This is a genomic window from Dokdonia sp. MED134 (assembly GCF_000152925.2).
Lineage (GTDB): Bacteria > Bacteroidota > Bacteroidia > Flavobacteriales > Flavobacteriaceae > Dokdonia.
In genome coordinates this window covers 1,120,668-1,145,163 of record NZ_CP009301.1, presented here as the reverse complement: position 1 = coordinate 1,145,163, position 24,496 = coordinate 1,120,668, and the positions used below count along the sequence as shown (strand labels likewise).

The 24,496-nt window shown below is 37.7% G+C and carries 24 protein-coding genes and 5 tRNA genes; 24 read left to right on the top strand and 5 right to left on the bottom strand.

All coding sequences use genetic code 11. The features are described 5' to 3' along the window. Positions 1–124 precede the first annotated feature (124 nt). On the top strand, positions 125–1,531 hold the full coding sequence (locus tag MED134_RS05025) for an alpha/beta hydrolase family protein (protein WP_158407700.1): 1,407 nt from the start codon (positions 125–127) through the stop codon (positions 1,529–1,531). A 124-nt stretch (positions 1,532–1,655) separates the two neighbouring features. Then, positions 1,656–2,033, top strand: a complete 378-nt coding sequence (locus tag MED134_RS05020; RefSeq protein ID WP_021778453.1) for a MotA/TolQ/ExbB proton channel family protein — start codon at positions 1,656–1,658, stop codon at positions 2,031–2,033. Between the two features lies 1 nt (position 2,034). On the opposite strand, the gene MED134_RS05015 is transcribed toward MED134_RS05020, so the two are convergent. The 5 genes from MED134_RS05015 to MED134_RS04995 all read right to left on the bottom strand — a co-directional run bounded on the left by MED134_RS05015 (position 2,035) and on the right by MED134_RS04995 (position 6,006). After that, positions 2,035–2,883: a phosphatase PAP2 family protein gene (locus tag MED134_RS05015; protein WP_021778454.1), complete on the bottom strand. Its 849-nt coding sequence runs from the start codon at positions 2,881–2,883 to the stop codon at positions 2,035–2,037. A 52-nt stretch (positions 2,884–2,935) separates the two neighbouring features. Next, positions 2,936–3,673, bottom strand: coding sequence for an LPS export ABC transporter ATP-binding protein (lptB, locus tag MED134_RS05010; protein WP_021778455.1), 738 nt, complete (start codon positions 3,671–3,673; stop codon positions 2,936–2,938). Positions 3,674–3,771: 98 nt separating this feature from the next. Continuing rightward, complete coding sequence (locus tag MED134_RS05005) at positions 3,772–4,131, bottom strand: carboxymuconolactone decarboxylase family protein (RefSeq protein WP_021778456.1); 360 nt, start codon at positions 4,129–4,131, stop codon at positions 3,772–3,774. A gap of 70 nt (positions 4,132–4,201) precedes the next feature. Further along, positions 4,202–5,041, bottom strand: a complete 840-nt coding sequence (gene tatC, locus MED134_RS05000) for a twin-arginine translocase subunit TatC (protein WP_021778457.1) — start codon at positions 5,039–5,041, stop codon at positions 4,202–4,204. Then, positions 5,041–6,006: an SIS domain-containing protein gene (locus MED134_RS04995; RefSeq protein ID WP_021778458.1), complete on the bottom strand. Its 966-nt coding sequence runs from the start codon at positions 6,004–6,006 to the stop codon at positions 5,041–5,043. Before MED134_RS04995 ends, tatC begins: the two co-directional genes overlap by 1 nt. 85 nt (positions 6,007–6,091) lie before the next feature. Here MED134_RS04995 and MED134_RS04990 point away from each other — a divergent pair, with 85 nt between their 5' ends. The 22 genes from MED134_RS04990 (at position 6,092) to rpoB (ending at position 24,466) form a co-directional block, all read left to right on the top strand. Continuing rightward, positions 6,092–8,287, top strand: a complete 2,196-nt coding sequence (locus MED134_RS04990) for a RecQ family ATP-dependent DNA helicase (protein WP_021778459.1) — start codon at positions 6,092–6,094, stop codon at positions 8,285–8,287. A 103-nt stretch (positions 8,288–8,390) separates the two neighbouring features. Then, positions 8,391–8,621: a hypothetical protein gene (locus MED134_RS04985; protein ID WP_021778460.1), complete on the top strand. Its 231-nt coding sequence runs from the start codon at positions 8,391–8,393 to the stop codon at positions 8,619–8,621. Further along, on the top strand, positions 8,618–9,637 hold the full coding sequence (locus tag MED134_RS04980; RefSeq protein ID WP_021778461.1) for a potassium channel family protein: 1,020 nt from the start codon (positions 8,618–8,620) through the stop codon (positions 9,635–9,637). The genes MED134_RS04985 and MED134_RS04980 overlap by 4 nt, the downstream gene beginning before the upstream one ends. Positions 9,638–9,734: 97 nt before the next feature. Continuing rightward, complete coding sequence (locus tag MED134_RS04975; protein WP_038597141.1) at positions 9,735–11,420, top strand: alanine/glycine:cation symporter family protein; 1,686 nt, start codon at positions 9,735–9,737, stop codon at positions 11,418–11,420. Positions 11,421–11,431: 11 nt separating this feature from the next. Then, complete coding sequence (locus MED134_RS04970; RefSeq protein WP_021778463.1) at positions 11,432–12,316, top strand: helix-hairpin-helix domain-containing protein; 885 nt, start codon at positions 11,432–11,434, stop codon at positions 12,314–12,316. A 54-nt stretch (positions 12,317–12,370) separates the two neighbouring features. Beyond that, on the top strand, positions 12,371–13,555 hold the full coding sequence (locus tag MED134_RS04965; RefSeq protein WP_021778464.1) for an acyl-CoA dehydrogenase family protein: 1,185 nt from the start codon (positions 12,371–12,373) through the stop codon (positions 13,553–13,555). An 83-nt stretch (positions 13,556–13,638) separates the two neighbouring features. Continuing rightward, positions 13,639–13,833, top strand: coding sequence for a 30S ribosomal protein S21 (gene rpsU, locus MED134_RS04960; protein ID WP_013749868.1), 195 nt, complete (start codon positions 13,639–13,641; stop codon positions 13,831–13,833). A gap of 158 nt (positions 13,834–13,991) precedes the next feature. After that, positions 13,992–14,882, top strand: coding sequence for a tyrosine-type recombinase/integrase (locus MED134_RS04955; RefSeq protein ID WP_021778465.1), 891 nt, complete (start codon positions 13,992–13,994; stop codon positions 14,880–14,882). Between the two features lie 68 nt (positions 14,883–14,950). Further along, complete coding sequence (locus MED134_RS04950) at positions 14,951–15,256, top strand: HPF/RaiA family ribosome-associated protein (protein ID WP_021778466.1); 306 nt, start codon at positions 14,951–14,953, stop codon at positions 15,254–15,256. A 109-nt stretch (positions 15,257–15,365) separates the two neighbouring features. Next, positions 15,366–15,439 (top strand) — tRNA-Thr (locus MED134_RS04945). A 101-nt stretch (positions 15,440–15,540) separates the two neighbouring features. Beyond that, positions 15,541–15,622, top strand: a tRNA-Tyr gene (locus MED134_RS04940). Positions 15,623–15,667: 45 nt separating this feature from the next. Next, positions 15,668–15,740, top strand: a tRNA-Gly gene (locus MED134_RS04935). A 48-nt stretch (positions 15,741–15,788) separates the two neighbouring features. Then, positions 15,789–15,860, top strand: a tRNA-Thr gene (locus MED134_RS04930). 117 nt (positions 15,861–15,977) lie between these two features. Then, positions 15,978–17,165 carry an elongation factor Tu gene (gene tuf, locus MED134_RS04925; protein ID WP_021778467.1) on the top strand — a complete coding sequence of 396 codons (1,188 nt, stop codon included), beginning with the start codon at positions 15,978–15,980 and terminating at the stop codon, positions 17,163–17,165. A 130-nt stretch (positions 17,166–17,295) separates the two neighbouring features. Continuing rightward, positions 17,296–17,368, top strand: a tRNA-Trp gene (locus MED134_RS04920). A 102-nt stretch (positions 17,369–17,470) separates the two neighbouring features. Further along, a complete protein-coding gene (secE, locus tag MED134_RS04915) occupies positions 17,471–17,674 on the top strand; it encodes a preprotein translocase subunit SecE (protein WP_021778468.1) in 204 nt (67 codons plus the stop codon). A 10-nt stretch (positions 17,675–17,684) separates the two neighbouring features. Further along, positions 17,685–18,239, top strand: coding sequence for a transcription termination/antitermination protein NusG (nusG, locus tag MED134_RS04910; protein ID WP_021778469.1), 555 nt, complete (start codon positions 17,685–17,687; stop codon positions 18,237–18,239). Positions 18,240–18,321: 82 nt separating this feature from the next. Next, a complete protein-coding gene (gene rplK / locus MED134_RS04905) occupies positions 18,322–18,762 on the top strand; it encodes a 50S ribosomal protein L11 (RefSeq protein ID WP_021778470.1) in 441 nt (146 codons plus the stop codon). A 21-nt stretch (positions 18,763–18,783) separates the two neighbouring features. Continuing rightward, positions 18,784–19,482 (top strand): 50S ribosomal protein L1, encoded by a 699-nt coding sequence (gene rplA, locus MED134_RS04900; RefSeq protein WP_021778471.1) that lies wholly within the window; start codon positions 18,784–18,786, stop codon positions 19,480–19,482. 15 nt (positions 19,483–19,497) lie between these two features. Continuing rightward, positions 19,498–20,019 (top strand): 50S ribosomal protein L10, encoded by a 522-nt coding sequence (gene rplJ, locus MED134_RS04895; RefSeq protein ID WP_021778472.1) that lies wholly within the window; start codon positions 19,498–19,500, stop codon positions 20,017–20,019. A gap of 56 nt (positions 20,020–20,075) precedes the next feature. Continuing rightward, a complete protein-coding gene (gene rplL, locus MED134_RS04890; protein WP_021778473.1) occupies positions 20,076–20,450 on the top strand; it encodes a 50S ribosomal protein L7/L12 in 375 nt (124 codons plus the stop codon). 194 nt (positions 20,451–20,644) lie between these two features. Then, on the top strand, positions 20,645–24,466 hold the full coding sequence (rpoB, locus tag MED134_RS04885; protein ID WP_021778474.1) for a DNA-directed RNA polymerase subunit beta: 3,822 nt from the start codon (positions 20,645–20,647) through the stop codon (positions 24,464–24,466). Positions 24,467–24,496: the final 30 nt, after the last annotated feature.

The following is a 24,496-nucleotide window of genomic DNA, read 5'->3' as shown; positions in this document are numbered from 1 at the left end:
TTTAAATATAGTTGCTTGTCGATTTAAATTATCACGCGACATTAAAGATTTTACATTTACGCTGAGCTTTTGAAATAGATTAATTTAAATAACTATGAGAATTTTAGAAATTTTAATACTAGTAATGATAACAGTGCTACCGCTTGTGATAACACGTGTGAGAGGTTTGAATAAGAAAATCTTAATAATTTCAATTCTAGTAGTGACTTTGTTGCAAATTATTTTAGAAGGCTATCGCTGGCAAATGATTCCGGCATATTTTATACTCCTTATTAGTATGCTATTACTATGTTTTGGAAAAGTCTTTTTTAGGGGCAGTTTATTTAAGAAAATAGTGGTGGGACTTTTTTTGTTTTTATCCTTGAGCCTTGCCTGGGTTTTACCATATATCTTCCCAGTCTTTACATTGCCGGAGCCTACCGGGGTGTATGAAGTGGGAGCTCAAGATATTTATTTAAAGACTGATCTTGATGAAATCATTACCGAAGACCCTAATGATACAAGAGAATTAATGATAAAAGCTTGGTTTCCTGCAGCGCCAGAAGAGGAAAGTAGAGAGCCTTATTTAAATCAGGCAGATAGACAGGGGTTTGCATTAAAATATGGCTTACCCATAACGTCTTTTAATTATTTAGACTTAATTGAAACACATACGTTTAAAGATGCACAAGTTGCGCCAGGTGAGTTTCCTGTATTAATATATTCACACGGTCAGTATTCTAATGCAACGGGATATTCTGCTATTATTGAAGATATCGTAAGTCACGGATATATTGTTTTAGTAATCAATCACACCTATGAGAGTATGGGTTCATTATTTCCGGATGGACGTATAGCATATTTTAATGCCGAATATGATAGTCAAAAACTTAATCAAGAAATGACAGATCTCGCCTGGACTAGCTCTCAAGATTTTCTCAATGCAACCACAAAAGTAGAAAAACGTGCCATAGCAGAAAGATTGGTGTTAAACTATTATGCTTCAGAAATCACTCAACGATGGGCTATGGATGTAAAGGTAGTTATTAATGAGCTTGAAGTATGGAATGCAAAATCATTTTTATCTAATCATATTGATCTTAACAATATTGGAGTTTTCGGTCATTCACAAGGAGGTGCAGCTATAGGGCAAGCAATGGTAAATAGTATTAAAATTAAAGCAGGGTTTAATATAGATGGAGTACAATGGGGTACTGTAATAAATGATACTATAAGGCAGCCACTTGTTTTATTATCTTCAGACTGGCCAGACAATCACCCTAAGATTAATACTCAAGTTTATCGAGAAGATAATATTGCAAATTTTACTAGTTTTTTGCTACAAAACTCAGGTCACGCAAGTTTTATGGATATTCCATATATCATAAATATTTCAAAACTAAGCGAAAGCGGCAGCATAGATAAAAGTCTAGCAAGTAGAATAACTTCAGAGACCGTTGTACGATTCTTTAATGAACATTTAAAAGATCAAGGAACATTTGATGTTGACAAGTTAACTGCCAAGTATTCAGAGTTAGTAGTTGAGGATTAAAAAAGAGGATAGCTATAGGAGCTTTTTTAGCTTTCGCGAAAGCATAAAAACTGAAAACATATATATAGAGATGATACGTCTCTAGCATTAAAAGAATTATTTTTAACCTTTAACACTATATATTATGTCACAAATTATCGATCGTATTAATGAAGGAGGGCCATTATTTATGGTACCTATTTTACTTGTTTTACTTGCAGTAGTAGTCTTATTTATTTTAGCACTTGTAGGTAAAAAGCGTGTAAGAAATACACTAGAGCTCATAGGTCATCTCAGTCTTTTTGCACTTATGTGGGGACTTCTCGGGTCTACTATAGGTCTTATTACAGCCTTTGATGCTATAGAGGGAAATGGAAATATCTCACAGCCTATGATGGCAGGAGGGCTCAAAGTAGCCTTGCTATGTACCGTTTTTGGGTTGCTATGCTTTGTGATAAGCAGGGTAGTAATGCTTGTGCTTACTATAAAAGCACAGAAGCAAGAAAATTTACCAGTAAGTTAATCTAGAAAGTACCAGTAAGCCCGGCGCGACCTAAGCCTACATTAAATTTCCAAGAAATGCTATTTTTTTTCTTAGAGCCGTCGGGATATACATTTGCCTTGTTCATATAGTTATCTATAGAATCTACAATCACAATACTAAGTGCAGCACTAAGGGCCACATCTGTAAGCCAGTGCGCTCCACCCCATAACCTTTGTAAAGGAGCTATAGAGCCTATAGCATAAATACCAACCTTTACCCAAACATTATCAAATTGCTTTGCTACTGCGTGAGCCATTGTTACAGAAAGAATGGTGTGACCAGAAGGGAATGCTCTAAAACCAGCCTCGCCACTATAAGGATTAAAGCTAAATTTACCTTGACCATTAGTAGGTCTACTTCTTCCTGTTGATGCTTTAAGAAGTGTTTGTAATAATCCAGCGGTCACTGCAGATGAGGTCATTAAAGCCCCAGTACGACGTACTTTCTCATTTTTTGTAAATAACCCAAAAAGATAAGTGCCGGCTGTAATTCCATAAGCTACTTGAGGGCTCCCTAGTCGCTCTCCAGCTTCGTCAAGTACCGTAGGGATATCTTCTCTTCTATCTATAAAGTAGTTTTCTACATCATCATCTACAAAGTAGAGGAGTGCAGTACCACCTACAATGGCTCCTGCCACAATAAAGTCATCTTTTTTCCATCGCAGAGGGCCTGTGTATGCGTGGCCTATACCTTTAAGCATCACCTTGGTGTCGTAAAAAGCAAGTTTTAAAATCCCCAGAGTATCTTGCTCTTGAGAAGGAATAGGTGTTTGTGCTTTACAAAAAATAGAAAACAGGACTACAAGTATGAGAGTATAAGTATATTTCATAACAAGATGTATAGAGGGTGATCTTAATTATAAGATTGTATGTAAGCTTTAATTAAAAGAGCTTCTTTTTTCTTAGTTCAAAATTCTGACCTAGATAAACTTTTCTCACCATCTCATCTGCTGCGAGTTCTTCTGGCTCTCCGTGTTTGAGTATACTTCCTTCAAACATTAGGTAAGTGCGGTCTGTGATAGCCAGCGTTTCTTGCACATTGTGATCTGTGATAAGGATGCCTATATTTTTATTTTTGAGCTGTGCAACGATGCGCTGTATATCTTCTACAGCAACCGGGTCTACACCGGCAAAGGGCTCATCTAGTAATATAAAAGACGGTGAGGTAGCAAGGGCTCTAGCAATTTCTGTACGTCTACGCTCTCCACCAGATAAAAGGTCACCACGGCTTTTACGTATATGCCCTAAGCTAAACTCCTCTATAAGCTCCTCCATCTTATGAAGTTGCTCTTTTTTAGACAGTTTTGTAAGTTGTAAAACGCTTAGTATATTATCTTCTATACTCAGTTTTCTAAAAACAGAAGCTTCTTGCGCTAGGTAGCCTATACCGTTTTGCGCCCTTTTATACATAGGGTATTTAGTAATATCTTGCTGGTCTAGGTATATGTTACCGCCATTAGGTTTTACAAGACCCACTATCATATAAAACGACGTAGTCTTCCCGGCTCCATTAGGGCCTAAGAGCCCTACAATTTCACCTTGGTTAACCTCTACAGAAATCCCCTTTACAACCTTTCGGCCTTTGTAAGATTTCATTAAGTTTTCTGCGCGTAGTTTCATATGTAACAAATATACGTATTGTTTAAGCCTTTATTTTAAAGATCTATAACGCTCATTAAGAACGAGCATTGTAGATCTTTATAACAGAAAAGAAATGCTTATTGATTTCCTTTCTTTTCATCTAGGGCTTCCCAGTACTCATAAGCACGGCGTAGGTGTGGTATTACTATAGTTCCTCCTACAAGGGTACCTATACTAAGTGTTTCCATCACCTCCTCTTTAGTCACGCCCTCATCGTGGCAGCTTTCTAAGTGATATTTTACACAGTCATCACAACGTAGCACTGTAGAGGCAACAAGACCTAAAAGTTCTTTTGTCTTTTTGTCTAGAGCACCTGCGGTAAAAGCGTTTGTGTCAAGATTAAAGATGCGCTTTACAATTTTGTTATTGTCTGCGAGTATTTTATCATTCATTTTTGAACGATAACTATTAAAGTCGTCTATTATATTGTTACTCATAATGTAAGTGGGGGTTTACGCTTTCGCGAAAGCGTACAACGATTAATTATTAATAATTTTTGCCTGTTCCTTATGCGAGACCGGCTTTTTTGAGTCGGCGTTTTTCTCTTCTTATTACACCTCCTGAGATAAAAATACTAACCTCGTAAAGTATAATTATCGGTATAGCAACAATGACTTGTGTTGATATATCTGGTGGTGTAATTATGGCCGCCAAAATTAATACAATTACAAGCGCATACTTTCTGTTTTTCTTTAAAAATTCTGGTGTAACTAGGCCTATTTTAGTTAAAAAATACATAATGATAGGTAGTTCAAATATGAAACCAGAAGCTAGTACAGATGCACGCACGAGCCCTATAAATGAGTCTATGTCAAATTCATTTTGAACGGCTTCAGATATTTTAAAAGTGGCAAGGAAGTTTATAGAAAGTGGTGCTACTACAAAGTATCCAAATGCTGCTCCCATAAAGAAAAGCAATGAGGCAACTACTATAAAACTTTTACTAGATTTACGCTCATTCTCATATAAGCCTGGTGAGATAAATTTCCAAAATTCATAAAGTATGTATGGAAAACCTATCACAACGCCCGCCATAATGGAGGTCCATATAGCTGCGCTAAACTGTCCTGCAACCTTTCTACTCTGTATAATAAAGTCCATATCACCATCTGCAATACATCCCTTTTCGGCTCCAAAGAAGCGTGATATCTCACACAGTATGTCGTAAGAAACAAAGTCAGGACTTTGTGGCCCAAAGATGATTTTAAAAAGTGTTCCCTTAAAAATAAAAGCGACTACACCTATGATAACTACTGCTAGTGTTGCTCTTATTAAATGCCATCTTAATTCTTCAAGATGATCCAGAAAGGACATCTCATCTGGGTGTTTTTTTTCTTTTTTTGCCATTATGCGATTCCTTCTTTTATGAGGTCGTGTATATGTACAACGCCAGCATAGTTACCATCTTTTACGACCAGTAGCTGGCTTATGTTATGTTCTTCTAGAATATCTTTTGCAGCGATTGCCATAGCTGTGTGATTTACAGTTTTTGGATTTTCGCTCATAATCTGTTGTGCTGTAAGGCCTTCTAGTGAGTCGTTTTTCGCAAGCATTCTACGCAGGTCCCCATCTGTGATTATTCCTTGGATAACCCCATTTAGAACGACAGCGGTTACACCTAGTCTTTTTTTTGAGATTTCAACGATAACCTCTTTAATACTTGCATCTGGTGTTACTGCAGGGTTCTGGTGTGTGGCACATATATCTTGTACTGTAAGATATAATCGCTTGCCTAGCGCACCTCCTGGGTGATACTTTGCAAAGTCTTTTTCTGTAAAACCTCTTAGATCTAGTAGTGCTACAGCAACGGCATCACCTATAACGAGCTGTGCCGTTGTGCTTGTAGTAGGAGCAAGGTTATTAGGGCAAGCCTCTTCCTTTACAAAAGCGTGTAAAACATAGTCTGCCTCATTGCCTAAAAATGATGTTTTATTTGAGGTAATTGCAATGAGTGTATTCTCAGTTTTCTTAATAAGTGGGACTAAGGCTTTAATCTCTGGTGTTGTGCCGCTTTTTGAGATACATATCACAATGTCATCTATAAGTATACTCCCTAGGTCGCCGTGTATTGCATCTGCCGCGTGCATAAATAGTGCAGGAGTACCTGTACTGTTAAGTGTTGCAACTATTTTTTGAGCTATAATGGCGCTTTTACCTATACCTGTAATAACAACTCTACCTTTTGATGAGTAAATAGCTTGTACTGCTTGAGCAAATTCTTCATCTATAAGAGACGATAGATTTGCAATGGCGGCTTGCTCTATGTTAATGGTTTTCTGTGCGCTAGCAATGATTTGCTGAGTAATGTTCAAAACTTGGTTTTGTTATGATTTGTTTAACGTGGGGAAATTACTATCTTTAGAAAACACAAAGGTATGTAAAAATGCATTTGAATAGATGAAGACAGAACAAATAGACTTACACAAAGAACTTAAGAAATATTTTGGCTTTGGTCAGTTTAAGGGTTTGCAGGAAGAGGTAATTAAAAGCATTGTAGGGGGAAATCACACCTTTGTTATAATGCCTACTGGTGGTGGTAAATCACTATGTTACCAACTGCCAGCTCTTATAGCAGAGGGAACCGCTATTGTGGTGTCTCCTCTCATAGCTCTTATGAAAAATCAAGTAGATGCCTTGCGCGGTATCTCACAAGATGAGGGCATTGCTCACGTTTTAAATAGTTCTCTTACTAAAGGTGAGATTAAAACGGTTAAAGAGGATATAGCAAGAGGTGTTACAAAACTGCTGTATGTTGCTCCAGAATCACTTACCAAAGAAGAAAATGTAGAGTTCTTACGTGAGCAGAAAATATCTTTTCTGGCTATAGACGAGGCACACTGTATCTCAGAGTGGGGGCACGATTTTAGACCTGAGTATAGAAACCTTAGAAAGATTATAGGAAGAATAGGTGATAATATCCCTATCATAGCTGTAACAGCTACTGCCACACCAAAAGTGCAAGAAGATATTCTTAAAAACTTAGGAATAACAAACGCAAATACTTTTAAAGCTTCCTTTAATAGACCTAACCTTTATTATGAAGTGCGCCCTAAAACAGCACAAGTAGATGCAGATATCATTCGGTTTGTAAAACAAAATGAAGGTAAGAGCGGCATAATCTATTGCCTTGCACGTAAACGCGTAGAAGAGCTCGCACAAACTCTACAGGTCAATGGTCTTAAAGCAGTGCCTTATCACGCAGGGCTAGATGCAAAGACTAGAGCAAGACATCAAGATATGTTCTTAATGGAAGATGTAGATGTTGTGGTTGCAACCATAGCCTTTGGTATGGGTATAGATAAGCCAGATGTACGTTTTGTAATTCACCACGATATACCCAAGAGTATAGAGAGCTATTATCAAGAAACAGGTCGTGCTGGTCGCGATGGAGGCGAAGGCCATTGTCTTGCTTTTTATGCCTACAAGGATATTGAGAAGCTCGAGAAGTTTATGAGTGGTAAACCTGTAGCAGAGCAGGAGATAGGTCACGCATTATTGCAAGAAGTAGTTGCATTTGCAGAGACAAGTATTTCTAGAAGAAAGTTCATTCTGCACTATTTTGGTGAAGAGTTTGATAACGCTACTGGAGAAGGTGGGATGCTGGATGATAATATGCGCAACCCAAAAAAGAAGCACGAAGCAAAAGATGAACTTGTAAAAGTGCTTACTGTTATACGTGACACAAAAGAAATTTATAAGAGTAAAGAAGTAGTTTTCACGCTGAGGGGCAAGGAAAACGCAATCATCACCTCTCATAAAACACACGAGCAAGCATTCTTTGGAATAGGTAAAGACCAGAAAAAAGAATATTGGTTTGCACTACTAAGACAAGCTATTGTCGCAGGATATATTAAAAAAGATATAGAGACCTATGGTGTGATAAAAATGACACCTAAAGGTCTTTCCTTCATAGAAGAACCATCTTCATTTATGATGACAGATGATCACACCTTTGGGGTAGATGCAGACAATACAATTATCTCTGCCCAAAAAGCTGGCGGTGCAGATAAAAAACTGATGGAAATGCTACGTGACTTACGTAAAAAGGTTGCCAAAAGGCTCGATGTACCTCCATTTGTAGTTTTTCAAGACCCATCATTGCAAGATATGGCTATAAAGTACCCTATCACCATTCAAGAGCTTGGTAACGTACACGGTGTAGGCGATGGAAAGGCAAAAAAGTATGGAAAAGATTTTGTAAAGCTCATACAGACTTATGTGGAGGAAAATGATATCCTTCGTCCAGATGATCTTGTTGTTAAAAGTACAGGAGCAAACAGTGCTCTTAAACTTTATATTATACAAAATGTAGATCGTAAACTGCCGCTAGATGATCTTGCTTCTGCAAAGGGTAAGGAAATGCCAGATTTTATTAAAGAGATGGAAGCCATAGTTTTTAGTGGTACCAGACTCAATATAGACTACTGGATTAATGACATTCTTGATGAAGATCAACAAGAAGAGTTACACGATTATTTTATGGAGGCAGAGACAGATAAGATAGATGTCGCTATGGAAGAGTTTGATGGAGAATATGAAGATGAGGAGCTTCGTCTGTATAGAATTAAATTTATGAGCGAGGTCGCAAACTAGGCTCTTATAGCGTGAGGTGTATAATTACGCTTTCGCGAAAGCGTAACAAAAACCATCGCCACCACAACCACTTTTAGTTACAATAGTTTTTTTAAGTATCACGATGCTAAAATTTGTTTACAACATACGACACTATTTTGAAAAACGTGGCTTTTACGTATCATCGAGGCTTGCAGATAGGTTAGGTATGCGAGCAAAGAATGTACGTCTTTTTTTTATTTACGTATCGTTTGCAACGCTGGGAGCAGGTTTTGCATTGTACCTAACCGTAGCCTTCTGGCTTAAACTTAAAGATCTCATTTATACAAAACGAACCTCTGTTTTTGATCTATGAGACTATTCTCTCTATTTAAACATAAGATTTATCTTGCTGTTATACTTCTTGTAATTACCCTTTTTATAGGTGTTGTAGGGTATAGATTTATTGCAGATTATACTTGGGTAGATGCTATGTATATGACGGTCATAACCATTACCACGGTTGGTTTTGGTGAAGTAGTGCCGCTCACCCCAGAAGCAAAAATTTTTACAATAATACTCATCCTCCTTAGTGTGGTTATAGTTGGTTTTGCCATTACGGTAATTTCAGAATATATATTGAGTAGGAGCTCGTACAATGATTTAATACATAGAAAGGTGCAACAGGAAATAGATAAAATGAATGATCACATTATAGTGTGTGGTTATGGTCGTAACGGTCAAGAAGCTGTTCAAAAATTAATGGCATACAACAAGCAGTTTGTTGTGATTGAAATGGATACAGATATTATTGAAAAATATGAATCTGATAATAATATTCATTTTGTAAATGGTAATGCAAATGAAGATGAAATTCTTGAAAAAGCAGGAATAGACCGTGCATCTGCATTATTATGTGCATTGCCTGAAGATGCAGATAATCTCTTTATTGTATTAAGTGCGAGGCAGCTTAATAGTACATTAAAAATTATAAGTAGAGCAACGGCAGAAACTTCACAAAAAAAACTCAAACTTGCTGGAGCAGATAATGTGATTATGCCAGATCGCATAGGTGGTGACCATATGGCATCTCTTGTGGTTGTTCCAGATCTTATTGAATTTTTAGACAACTTATCTGTAGTAGGAGAGGAGGATAGTATAAATGTTGAGGAAATAGGTTTTAGTCAAGTATGTCTAGATGGTAAAGAAGCGACTATTAAAGAAATTAACTTACGTTACAGAACTGGGTGTACTATTATAGGATATAGGTCTCCATCTGGTAAGTACATAGTTAACCCTGAGGCAGATATGAGAATAGAAAAAGAGTCTAAACTCATCGTTATAGGAAGGCCTGAACAAATCAAAAAGCTACAGGCTACTTTCGGTATTTAGTAAATGTGTACTATTTTAAGAGACTTTCCTTTGAATAAGGGGCATTTTTTTAGATATTGCTAGCTGAATTTTTATTATAACCAAACACATACATATGATGAAGAAATATCTTCTATTCATTTTATCAGCATTTATTCCATTAATTTCATTTGCACAAAACAACCAAGAAGTAGGAATTGATCAAAAAATTGATCAAGCATTCCAGCCTGTTTCAGATTTCTTTTCTTCTATCGTATTTTTTGAAGTAGCAGGTACTCCATTTGTACTTATATTACTTGTAGCAAGTGCTGCATTTTTTACAATTTACTTTGGTTTTCCAAACATTAGATATTTCTGGAGAGCTATCCAGACGGTACGTGGTAAATATGAAGATATTGAAAAACACGGGGCTACAGAGCTTTATGGAGAAGATGGTATCGCTCAAGGGCAAGATCTCACTAAAGTAGACATTGAAGATCATATTGAAAAAATAGATGACGACCTCGCTGTAGATGGTGATATTGTAGACACAATACGTGATGAAAGTTCAGATGGTGAAGTTTCTCACTTTCAAGCACTGGCAACAGCAGTTTCTGGTACTGTAGGTAATGGTAACATTGCAGGGGTTGCACTAGCAATCGCATTAGGAGGTCCAGGTGCAACATTCTGGATGATAGTTTGTGGTTTACTGGGGATGTCTACAAAATTTGTAGAGTGTACTCTAGGAGTACAATACAGAGATGTAGGTGAAGATGGTACCGTATACGGAGGGCCTATGTATTACCTTACTAAAGGACTTAAAGCAAGAGGATTTGCAACAATAGGTAAAGTAGCAGCTGTAATTTTTGCAATCTTCTGTATAGGTGGATCTTTTGGTGGAGGTAACGCTGCACAATCTAACCAGGCAACCATTGTACTTAAAGAAATGTTTAATATGACAAGTGCAGCCTCTGGTTTTATAGTAGGTATTGTTCTTGCGATTATAGTAGGTATTATCATCATAGGTGGTATAAAACGTATCGCTCAGGTAACTGAGAAGGTGGTACCATTTATGGCAGTTATGTATGTTCTTGCTTGTTTGTATATCATCTTTAGTAACTTTAGTCTTATAGATGATGCAGTAGCACTTATTGTACAAGAAGCATTTAACCCTACAGCAATCGGTGTAGGTGGATTTATAGGAGTACTACTAGTTGGATTTAAAAGAGCTGCCTTTTCAAATGAGGCTGGTGCAGGTTCTGCTTCTATTGCACACTCTGCAGTACGTACAAAGTACTCTGCAAGTGAGGGGCTAGTTGCATTATTAGAGCCTTTTATTGATACAGTACTTATCTGTTCTATGACCGCATTAGTAATCATTATCTTCAATTTCGGAGGGTTCTTTGAGTATGGAGGAGACGGTACAGGAGCAGTATTAATAGGTGGAGAATCTTTTGAGGGTGCAGGTATTACTTCAAAGGCATTTGCAGAGTACATTCCTTACTCTAATGTGTTTCTAACAATAGCGGTTGTGCTGTTTGCAGTATCAACTATGATTTCTTGGTCTTACTACGGGTTACAATCTTGGAAATTCCTTTTCGGGCGTGGTAAAGTAGCAGATCTTGTATATAAAATATTATTCTTAACCTTTGTAGTGGTAGGAGCTTCTGCAAGTATGAATTCAATCTGGGCATTCTCAGATGCAATGATATTTGCAATGGTATTTCCTAATATGGTAGGTCTTTTCTTCTTATTCCCAGTGGTAAAAAAGCAGCTTAAAAGATACCTTGATGCCATAAAGCTTAAGGAGCAAGCTATAGACTAAGATCAAATAAGATGAAACTATTTAAATCCCATTTTGTTTACGACAGACGTAAGCGAAATGGGATTTTATTTTTTGCCATACTTTGTCTTGCGTGTCTAGGAGTTATTGCTGTTAGTGAAAATCTTACAGATTCTCCTGCTGCAACACTGCAAGAAGATGCTCGTGTCCTGGCTTTTCAAAAAGAAATAGACTCGCTTAAAGCGATTGAACTAGAAAGAAGAAAGCCTAAAATTTATCCTTTTAATCCTACATTACTCACAGATTATAATGGGTATAAACTCGGGATGAGTACAGAGGAAATAGATAGAGTAGTACGCTTTCGCGAAAGCGGAAAATGGTTTAACTCTACAGCAGAGTTTCAGCAAGTCTCAAAAGTATCAGACTCACTACTGGCGCAAATATCTCCCTATTTTAAATGGCCAAAATGGTTGCTAGAGCAACGCAAGACTCCACAAAAGAAAAATAATTATAAGAAGAAGTGGAAAACTGCCGAAGAGAAAGGAATGCTTAATAGCTTAACATATGAAGATTTACTCGCAATAGAGGGTGTAGATGAAAATGCTGCTACTGCTATTATACGACATCGTGATAAGGTGGGAGGTTATCAGGTGGATTTTCAGATTTACAGTGTCTATGGTGTAGATAAATCTGTAAAGAGGCTTGTGCTTAATCATTATACGGTAAAAAATAGGCCAGAAATCCGTTTTGTAAATGTAAATACTGCGACAGCATCAGACCTTTCTACGGTTCCATTGCTTAATTTTGATTTGGCAAAAGAAATAGTAGACTATCGTACGCTTAGAGAGGGAATTAGCTCACTAGAAGAATTGAAAGATTTGGAGGGTATGACAGACTTCAAATATGACATAATAGCGTTATATTTACAAATAAATTAAAATGTGCTATGATTACCTGCGATATCTTCAGTAAGCAGGGATAAAAATAAGAATATGACAGATATGTATTTTACAGAGGAGCATAACCTCTTTCGCGAAAGCTTAAAAGATTTTCTTCAAAAAGAAGTAGTCCCACATATTGATAAATGGGAAGAAACTGGACAGATAGAACGTTTTATCTGGAAGAAATTTGGAGATATGGGATTCTTCGGGATTGCTTATCCAGAAGAGTATGGAGGGATGAACCTTGATTTCTTTTATACTGTAATACTACTAGAGGAGTTACAGAAGATTAATAGTGGAGGATTTGCAGCCGCTATATGGGCGCACGCTTATCTTGCGATGACGCACCTCAATGCAGAGGGCGATATGAGAATAAAGTCTGAATATCTTGCGCCTAGTATCGCTGGTGATAAAATAGGGTGTCTGTGTATTACAGAACCTTTTGGGGGAAGTGATGTGGCTGGTATGCGCACAACAGCTGTAAAAGAAGGTGATCACTATATTATTAATGGCTCAAAAACCTTTATTACAAACGGTGTTTACTCAGACTATCTAGTGGTTGCTGCAAAGACGGCACCAGAGCTAGGAGGTAAGGGTATGAGTATTTTCCTTTTGGATAGAGATATGCCTGGTATTAATGCTACAAAACTTGATAAACTAGGTTGGAGAGCATCAGATACTGGTGAGATTTCTTTTGATAATGTAAAAGTTCCTGCCGAAAATTTAATGGGGGAGGAAAATGCTGGTTTTGGGTACATAATGCAACACTTTGCATCAGAACGTTTAATTATGGGTATTAATGCACACGCTCGAGCAGAGTATGCTATAGAGTATGCGTTAGGTTATATGAAAGAGCGTACCGCTTTTGGAGTTACAATAGATAAGTTTCAGGCATTACGTCACAAACTAGCAGAACGTACTGCAGAGGTGGAGATGTCTAAAGCTTTTAATTATACAGTGGCTCATCGTCTAGGTAATGGCGAGTATGTGGTAAAAGAAGCGACGATGTCTAAGCTTACAGCAACAAAAATTGCAGACGAGGTAATTTATGATTGTTTACAGATGTTAGGAGGTTACGGTTATATGGAAGAATACCCGCTAGCACGTATGTTACGTGATAGTCGCCTAGGCCCTATAGGTGGAGGTACATCTGAAATCTTACGAGAAATCATTGCAAAAATGGTTATCGATAAGAAGACTTATAAGCCTAAAACTGAAGAAATTTCAAAAAAATAAAGGTTACTGTTGCGGGATTGCTTTTTAAGCGTATCTTTGCAGTCTGAAAACCGAATAAGAATTTAAAGAAAGGAGGTCCCACTATGTTAATTATACCAGTAAAAGACGGAGAAAATATAGATAGAGCGCTTAAACGTTTTAAGCGTAAATTTGATCGCACAAAGACTATGCGTAATCTTAGAGAGCGCAAGCAGTTTACAAAGCCTTCTGTAGTAAGAAGACGTGAGATTCAAAAAGCATCATACATTCAAGGAATGAGAGATGCAGAGAATATCTAGTATTTATTAATCCGTCGTCACGTATAGCGTGATCTGGATTAACAGGGAGACTCATCCTCTCTCAATCATATATAACCGTTGTGTTGTAAAGTGTATCTTTACAGTACAACGGTTTTTTATTGCTTGTAACTTAATCGTGTGTTTATATTGTTTTTATAATGTCGCTTAAACCATTCTTAGAATATCTCAATCTTGAGAAAAATTATAGTAAGCATACGGTGCTTGCTTATGAGAAGGATGTTACAAGTTTTTTTGTCTTTTTAGAAAACAATTATGGAGAAAGGGATCCAGTTAAGGTAGCTTATGCTCAGATAAGAGCCTGGATTATATCGCTGGTTGATGCGGGACTGTCTAGTCAGAGTGTAAATAGAAAGGTATCTTCTCTTAAGTCATATTATAAGTTTTTACTTAAAACGGGTGATATTTTAGTATCGCCGCTCGTAAAACATAAATCTCTTAAGGTTTCAAAACGAGTGCAAATTCCATTTTCCGAAAAAGAAGTTGCAATTGTACTTGAAGAATTAAGAGAATCTCAAGACTTTACTTCACTGCGCGATCTTCTTATAGTAGAATTGTTATATGGTACTGGGATGAGGAGGGCAGAGCTTATTGATCTAACTATGGGCAGTGTAGACTTTTCTCAAAAAATACTTAAAGTAAAAGGCAAAAGAGATAAAGAACGTTTTATACCATTGTTACCGGGAGTAATAACAACCCTAGAGAGATATGTGGTTGAACGAGCACAGGTGGCTCAGTCTGGTAATAGTGAACCTTTACTTGTTACTTTAAAAGGGTTAAAAGTGTATAGTACACTTGTGTACAGAATTATAAATCGCTATTTTAGTGAGGCTTCTGATAAGTTTAAGACGAGCCCGCATATATTAAGACATTCTTTTGCGACTCACCTTCTCAATCAAGGAGCAGATTTAAACGTTGTAAAAGAGCTTTTGGGTCACGCGAGTCTAGCCTCTACACAGGTATATACACATAATAGTATAAAGGCTCTTAAAGATGTATACTCAAAAGCTCATCCTCGCACTAAGAAATAGAAGAACAACGTTTAATATGTAAAACACTACGAGAGTGTTTTGTGTGTAACCAATTAAACCATATTCTTATGAAAGTAACTGTAGAAGCTCCAAAGTTTGATGCAGATGTCAAACTCACTAATTTTATAAAGAAGAAAGTCGGAAAATTGGAACATTTTTATGATAAGATTATTCATACCGATGTTTATCTAAAACTAGAGCCTAACGAAAGGCCAAATAATAAAATTGTAGAATTATTAGTTAGTGTGCCTGGCGATGAATTTATCGTTAAAAAGATGGCAAAATCTTTCGAAGAGGCTACAGATGTGTGTGTTCAGTCTATGGAAAGAATACTTTTAAAACGTAAAGAAAAAATAAGATCACGTGTGATGTAATTTTTTTCAAAAAAAAGTTTGGGTAGGGATAAAAATTACCTACATTTGCAGTCCGTTAGAAATAGCGGACTTTTTTATGCTTCTTTTGGGAAGTGTGGGTGAGTAAAAAGCCGATGTAGCTCAGCTGGCTAGAGCAGCTGATTTGTAATCAGCAGGTCGTGGGTTCGAGTCCCTCCATCGGCTCTTTTTTTAACTTAAAAATAAAGTTAAAAAGTTCTTTAAAATATTGTTTTATTATCAAAAAGATTTGCTTAGTTTTGCGCACTGAAATTTGATAACAAATAGGGGAGATACTCAAGCGGCCAACGAGGACTGACTGTAACTCAGTTGTTTTTAACTTCGCAGGTTCGAATCCTGCTCTCCCCACACCTTTAATCTCACTCTATATGTATATGGGGTGAGTTTATAAACGCGGGAGTAGCTCAGTTGGTAGAGCGTCAGCCTTCCAAGCTGAATGTCGCCAGTTCGAACCTGGTCTCCCGCTCTAAATGCCTTTGAGGTGTTGAGCTTTCGCGAAAGCGTAAATTTACCAGCCGACGTAGCTCAGGGGTAGAGCGTTTCCTTGGTAAGGAAGAGGCCACGGGTTCAATTCCCGTCGTTGGCTCAAAACAAAATATTAATAATGAGTGCTGGTCGCACTCACTTTTCGTGTTTAAATGAGAAGGGACTCGATCACTAGTAAATAGTACACTAATAATAACTAAGATTAAATAATTACATTATGGCAAAGGAAACATATGATCGTTCGAAACCCCATTTAAATGTTGGAACTATCGGGCACGTAGATCACGGTAAAACAACTTTAACTGCTGCGATTACGAAAGTATTGGCAGATGCTGGTTTTTCAGAAGCTTCTGCTTTTGATCAAATTGATAATGCTCCTGAGGAAAAAGAAAGAGGTATAACAATTAACTCTTCACACGTTGAGTACGCGACTGAAAACCGTCACTACGCACACGTTGACTGTCCAGGTCACGCCGATTACGTAAAGAATATGGTAACTGGTGCTGCTCAAATGGATGGTGCTATTCTTGTGGTTGCTGCTACAGATGGTCCTATGCCACAAACTCGTGAGCACATCCTTCTTGGTCGTCAGGTAGGTATTCCACGTATCGTTGTATTTATGAATAAAGTAGATATGGTTGATGATGAGGAGCTTCTTGAGCTTGTAGAGATGGAGATTAGAGATCTTCTTTCTTTCTACGAGTATGATGGAGATAATGGTCCTGTTGTAGCTGGTTCTGCACTTGGAGCGTTAAACGGTGAGCAAAAATGGGTTGATACAGTATTAGAGCTTATGGCTGCTGTTGATTCTTGGATCGAAGAGCCATTACGTGAGACTGAAAAAGATTTTCTAATGCCTATTGAGGATGTATTCTCTATTACTGGTCGTGGAACTGTTGCTACAGGTCGTATCGAAACTGGTATCGCAAACACTGGAGATCCTGTTGAGATCATCGGTATGGGTGCTGAGAAACTTACTTCTACTATTACAGGTATTGAGATGTTCCGTCAGATCCTTGATAGAGGTGAGGCTGGAGATAACGCTGGTATCTTATTAAGAGGTATTGAGAAGTCTCAAATCTCTAGAGGTATGGTAATCGTTAAGCCAGGATCTGTAACACCACACGCTAAGTTTAAAGCTGAGGTTTATATCCTTAAGAAAGAAGAAGGTGGACGTCACACTCCATTCCACAATAACTACCGTCCACAGTTTTACGTACGTACAACTGACGTAACTGGTAACATCGGTCTTCCTGATGGAATCGAGATGGTAATGCCTGGTGATAACTTAACTATTACTGTTGAGCTTATCCAGCCTATCGCACTTAACATCGGACTTCGTTTTGCAGTACGTGAAGGTGGTAGAACAGTAGGAGCTGGTCAGGTTACTGAGATTTTAGATTAATTTTATCTAGATAATAAATAAAAGTAAAGGTGTTCTGTTTTTTCAGAACGCCTTGACTTTTGTTAAAGAGAAGGTTATTGCGCTTTCGCGAAAGCGTAAAAATTATCTCAAGTAGGTTAGTCCTACGGATACGGGTTTAGCTCAGTTGGTAGAGCACTGGTCTCCAAAACCAGGTGTCGTGAGTTCGAGTCTCTCAACCCGTGCAATTTATGAGTATTTACACAATGTGTCTTGCTCATTAGAATTTTGGAATTTACTAGAAGATTATTAGATATCTTATCTACTTCTAAAACGATATAACTATTATGGCTGGATTAATTAATTACGTTCAAGAATCATATAACGAATTGAAAAATCACGTAACGTGGACACCACTTCCAGAGGCTCAGCGTCTTATGGTTGTAGTTGCTGTGTTTTCGATACTATTTTCTTTAGCTATATGGGGTGTTGATACTGTTTTTAGCAATGTAATTAAGTTATACTTTGATAAAATAGTAGGAACAAATTAATTAAGACGATATGGCTAAAGCAAACAGCACCAAACAGTGGTATGTGGTAAGGGCCGTTAGTGGTCAAGAGAATAAAGTTAAGGCATATATCGAGCAAGAAATTTCACGATTAAGTCTAGAGGATAACATTGAGGAAGTTTTAGTTCCTACAGAAAAGGTTATTCAAATACGTAACGGTAAGAAAGTAAACAAAGAACGTGTTTACTTCCCAGGTTACATAATGGTTAAAGCAAATCTAGCTGGAGAAATACCTCACATCATTAAGTCTATTAATGGTGTTATAGGATTTTTAGGAGAAGTAAAAGGTGGTGATCCTGTTCCGTTAAGAAAGGCGGAGGTGAACCGTATGCTAGGTAAGGTAGATGAGCTTGCTGTAAAACAAGACAGCGTTGCAATACCATTTACTATAGGTGAGACTATCAAGGTTATAGATGGTCCTTTTAATGGTTTTAATGGAACTGTTGAAAAAGTAAATGAAGAAAAGCGTAAGCTTGAGGTGATGGTGAAAATTTTTGGAAGAAAAACACCATTAGAGCTTAGCTATATGCAGGTTGAAAAGGTATAAGAAATTAATTGTTACATTAATATATTTTGGATTTTGTTCTATTGCTTCCACTTTATGAACAGATCAGTTTAAATTTTTAGAAATGGCAAAAGAAGTAAGTAAGGTTGTAAAGTTACAAGTACGAGGAGGTGCCGCAAACCCTTCTCCACCAGTAGGACCTGCTTTAGGTGCTGCCGGCGTAAATATTATGGAGTTCTGTAAGCAGTTTAATGCTAGAACTCAAGATAAAGCTGGTAAAGTACTTCCTGTTGCGATAACTGTATATAAGGATAAGTCTTTTGATTTTGTAATCAAGACTCCTCCGGCAGCAGTTCAACTATTGGAAGCAGCTAAAGTAAAGAGTGGATCTGGTGAACCAAACCGTAAGAAGGTTGCAAAAGTTACTTGGGATCAAGTACGTGCAATTGCAGAGGACAAAATGCCTGACCTTAATGCATTCACTGTAGAAAGTGCAATGAAAATGGTAGCAGGTACAGCTCGTTCAATGGGTATAACGGTTAAAGGTGGAGATGCACCAGCTTAACAGCTTAAAAAGAAAACAATAATGGCAAAATTAACAAAAAAGCAAAAAGAAAATCAGTCTAAGATTGAAGCGGGTCAAACCTACAATCTAGCTGAAGCTTCTGCTTTAATCAAAGAAGTAAGTAACGTAAACTTTGACCCTTCTGTAGATATTGCTGTACGTCTTAATGTAGATCCTCGTAAAGCAAACCAGATGGTGCGTGGCGTGGTAACTCTTCCTCACGGAACAGGTAAAGACGTAAAAGTGCTAGCTCTTGTTACTCCGGATAAAGCGGGAGAAGCTGAGGCAGCAGGAGCAGACTACGTAGGTCTTGATGAGTACCTTGAGAAAATCAAAGGTGGTTGGACAGATGTAGACGTTATAATCACAATGCCTAGTGTAATGGGTAAATTAGGACCTTTAGGACGTGTCTTAGGACCACGTGGTTTAATGCCTAACCCAAAGACAGGTACAGTAACTATGGATATTGCAAAAGCAGTTTCTGATGTAAAAGCTGGTAAAATTGACTTTAAAGTTGATAAGACTGGTATCATCCACGCCTCTGTAGGTAAGGCATCTTTTGATGCAGAAAAAATTGCTGGTAACGCAAGAGAATTAATAACAACATTAGTAAAGCTTAAGCCTACAACTGCAAAGGGTGTTTACATAAAAAGTATTTTTATGTCAAGTACAATGAGCCCTTCTGTAGAGGTTGATACTAAGCGTTTTGCTACTGACTAGTTTAAATTTTAGATTATGACAAGAGAAGAAAAATCAATAGTAATTCAAGATTTAACTACGCAGTTAGGAGAGAACGCTCACATATACCTTACTGATATTTCTGGACTAGATGCTGGGACGACTTCAAATTTACGTCGTGCTTGTTTCAAGGCAGGAGTAAGTTTATCTGTAGTTAAGAACACATTGCTTGCAAAAGCAATGGAAGCATCAGACAAAGATTTTGCAGAACTTCCTGAAGTTTTAAAAGGAAACACTGCAATTATGTTTTCTGAAACTGGAAATGCACCAGCAAAGGTAATTAAGGAATTTCGTAAGAAATCTGAGAAGCCTTTATTAAAAGGAGCATTTATAGAAGAAGCTATCTACGTTGGAGATGATCAACTAGATAACCTGGTAAATATCAAATCAAGAGAGGAACTTATTGGAGACATCATTGGATTACTTCAATCGCCTGCTAAGAACGTTGTTAGCGCTCTTAAGTCAAGTGGAGGAACCCTTGCTGGTATTATCAAAACCCTTTCTGAGAAGGAAGGTTAAGCAGTACGCACTATTATTTATTATATAACAATTACAATTTTCAAAAACGATAGAAAATGGCAGATTTAAAAGAATTCGCAGAACAATTAGTTAACCTTACAGTAAAAGAAGTAAACGAGTTAGCTACTATTTTAAAAGATGAGTATGGTATTGAGCCTGCTGCTGCAGCTGTAGCTGTTGCTGCTGGTGGAGCTGGTGGTGGAGACGCTGCTGAGGAGAAGTCAGAATTTGACGTAATCCTTAAGGCTGCTGGAGCTTCTAAGCTTGCTGTAGTTAAGCTTGTAAAAGAATTAACTGGATTAGGTCTTAAAGACGCTAAAGGATTAGTAGATGGTGCTCCATCTCCAGTTAAAGAAGGTGTTGCTAAAGATGAGGCAGAAGCACTTAAAGCTCAGTTAGAAGAAGCTGGTGCAGAAGTTGAGCTTAAGTAAGCTTACCATAATAAATAGATAAAGGTTTAGACTAGTTGTGTCTGTCAAAGGCGCAATTTGGTCTAAACCATTTGTCGTATAAAGTAGTTACCTTTTTTATGTAACTCGACTTTTTCTTGATTTCGGTCGTTAATTTAAAATCTTTTTAGACTTGCTAAGGGGCAAGTTTAGTTCTAATCAAATTCCGTTCGTTGATGATGCAAGATGCAAAACAAGGAGAAAGAATCAGTTTCTCATCGGTAAAGAATAGACCTGATTATCCAGACTTTTTGGATATTCAAGTAAAGTCTTTCCAAGATTTCTTCCAGCTGGAAACAAAGTCTGATGAGAGAGGTGATGAGGGTCTTTACAATACTTTTCTCGAGAACTTCCCAATTACAGATACTCGTAACAATTTTGTACTCGAGTTTTTAGATTATTTTGTTGATCCACCTAGATATTCTATACAAGAGTGTATAGAGCGTGGACTTACTTATAGTGTGCCGTTAAAAGCACGTCTAAAATTATACTGTACAGACGAGGAACACGAAGATTTTGAAACAATCGTACAAGATGTATATCTTGGTACAATCCCATATATGACTCCTAGCGGAACATTTGTGATCAACGGCGCAGAGCGTGTTGTTGTTTCTCAATTACACCGTTCTCCAGGGGTATTCTTTGGACAGTCGTTCCACGCAAATGGAACAAAATTATATTCTGCACGTGTAATTCCTTTTAAAGGTTCGTGGATAGAATTTGCGACAGATATTAATAGCGTTATGTACGCTTATATTGATCGTAAAAAGAAATTACCTGTTACTACACTTTTCCGAGCTATCGGTTTTGAAAGAGATAAAGATATCCTTGAGATATTTGATCTTGCAGAAGAGGTTAAAGTTTCTAAAACAGGGCTTAAAAAATATCTTGGTCGCAAGCTTGCAGCACGTGTTCTTAACACTTGGCACGAGGATTTTGTTGATGAAGATACAGGTGAAGTAGTATCTATTGAGCGTAATGAGATAGTGCTTGATCGTGATACAGTTCTTGAAAAAGAGCACGTAGAAGAAATTCTTGAGGCTGGAGCAAAAACTGTACTACTTCACAAAGAAGATAATCAGCAGGCAGATTATGCGATTATCCATAATACATTACAGAAGGATCCAACAAATTCTGAAAAAGAAGCTGTTGAGCATATCTATAGACAATTACGTAATGCAGAACCGCCAGATGAGGAAACTGCACGTGGTATTATAGATAAGTTATTCTTCTCAGACCAACGTTACAACTTAGGTGAAGTAGGTCGTTATAGAATGAATAAGAAATTAGGTCTTGATATCGAGATGGATAAGCAGGTGCTTACTAAGCTAGATATTATTACCATTATAAAATACCTAATTGAGTTAATCAATGCAAAAGCAGAGATTGATGATATTGATCACTTATCAAACCGTCGTGTACGTACAGTAGGTGAGCAACTTTCTGCCCAGTTTGGTGTAGGTCTTGCTCGTATGGCTCGTACAATACGTGAGCGTATGAACGTGCGTGATAACGAAGTGTTTACTCCTATAGATTTGATTAATGCAAAGACATTGTCTTCTGTAATTAATTCATTCTTTGGTACAAACCAGTTATCACAGTTTATGGACCAGACTAATCCACTTGCTGAGATCACGCACAAGCGTCGTCTATCTGCACTTGGGCCAGGAGGTCTATCACGTGAGCGTGCAGGATTTGAGGTACGTGATGTACACTACACACACTACGGTAGATTATGTCCTATTGAAACACCAGAGGGGCCTAACATTGGTCTTATATCTTCACTAGCAGTATATGCTAAGGTGAATAATATGGGATTCATTGAGACTCCATATCGTAAGGTTGAAGGTGGTAAGATAGATTTAAAATCAGAACCACAATACTTAAGTGCTGAGGAAGAAGAAGGGATGTTAATAGCGCAAGCAAACAACCCTATGAATGATGAAGGTACAATTACTGAAGAAAAAGTAATTGCGCGTATGGAAGGTGATTTCCCAGTAGTAGATCCAGATACAGTACATTATGCAGATGTTAGTCCTAACCAGATTGCATCTATCTCTGCATCACTTATTCCATTCTTGGAACACGATGATGCAAACCGTGCACTGATGGGGTCGAATATGATGCGCCAGGCAGTACCACTTATTATGGCAGATGCGCCTATCGTGGGAACAGGTCTGGAACGTCAAGTAGCTACAGATTCTAGAGTACTAATTAATGCAGAAGGTGCAGGTACAGTAGAGTATGTAGATGCAAATATGATTACTATAAAATATGATCGTACAGATGATGAGCGTCTCGTAAGTTTTGACGAGGATTCTAAATCTTACAATCTTATTAAATTCCGTAAGACTAACCAGGGTACAAATATCAACCTTAAACCTATTGTAAAAGTAGGAGATAGAGTTGAGCGTGGTCAAGTATTATGTCAAGGGTATGCTACCGAGAAAGGTGAGCTTGCACTAGGACGTAATATGAAGGTGGCCTTTATGCCTTGGAAGGGATATAACTTTGAGGATGCGATTGTAATATCAGAAAAAGTAGTACGTGACGATATCTTTACTTCTATACACATTGATGAGTACTCTCTTGATGTACGTGATACGAAGTTAGGTAACGAAGAGCTTACTAATGATATTCCTAACGTTTCTGAAGAGGCTACAAAAGACCTTGATGAGAACGGAATGATCCGTATAGGTGCAGAAGTAAAACCTGGAGATATATTAATAGGTAAGATTACTCCAAAAGGAGAGTCTGACCCTACTCCAGAAGAAAAATTACTTCGCGCAATATTTGGAGATAAAGCAGGAGACGTAAAAGATGCTTCCCTTAAAGCATCACCATCTTTACACGGTGTAGTTATAAACAAGAAATTGTTTGCTAGAGCGATAAAAGATAAGCGTAAACGTGCAAAAGATAAAGAAGACATCGCAGTACTTGAAGATAAGTATGATGTGAAGTTTGACGATTTACAGGCGGTATTAATTGAAAAATTATTCAAACTTGTAAATGGTAAGACTGCTCAAGGTGTAATGAATGATTTAGGTGAAGAAGTACTTCCTAAAGGAAAGAAATTTACACTCAAGATGCTTAACTCTGTAGAAGATTACACGCACCTTACACAAGGTACTTGGACTACAGATGATAAGACTAATACACTTATTGCAGACTTATTACACAACTATAAGATTAAAGAAAACGATCTACAAGGTAACTTACGTCGTGAGAAATTTACAATCTCAGTAGGAGATGAGCTACCAGCTGGTATCATCAAGCTTGCTAAGGTTTATATTGCTAAAAAACGTAAGCTTAAAGTAGGAGATAAGATGGCGGGACGTCACGGTAACAAAGGTATCGTTGCACGTATCGTACGTCAAGAGGATATGCCATTCCTTGAGGATGGAACTCCTGTAGACATCGTTCTTAACCCACTAGGTGTACCATCACGTATGAACATTGGTCAGATTTATGAGACCGTGTTAGGATGGGCAGGTCAAAAATTAGGAAGAACATATGCGACCCCTATTTTTGATGGAGCAACACTGGATCAGATTAACGCACTTACAGACGAGGCAGGTATACCACGCTTTGGTCATACATACTTATATGACGGAGGTACTGGAGATCGTTTTGATCAACCAGCAACGGTAGGAGTTATCTATATGCTTAAATTAGGGCATATGGTAGACGACAAGATGCACGCGCGTTCTATCGGGCCGTACTCTCTTATTACGCAACAACCTCTTGGAGGTAAGGCGCAGTTTGGAGGGCAACGTTTTGGTGAGATGGAGGTATGGGCTCTTGAGGCATATGGAGCTTCGGCAACATTGCGTGAGATCCTTACTGTAAAGTCTGATGACGTGATTGGTCGTGCTAAGACGTATGAAAGTATTGTAAAAGGAGAGCCTATGCCAGAGCCAGGTCTTCCTGAATCTTTCAACGTATTAATGCACGAGCTTAAAGGACTGGGACTAGACATTCGTCTAGAAGAAAAGTAAATGGTTTTTGGAAAGTGGAGTCTCTTGGGA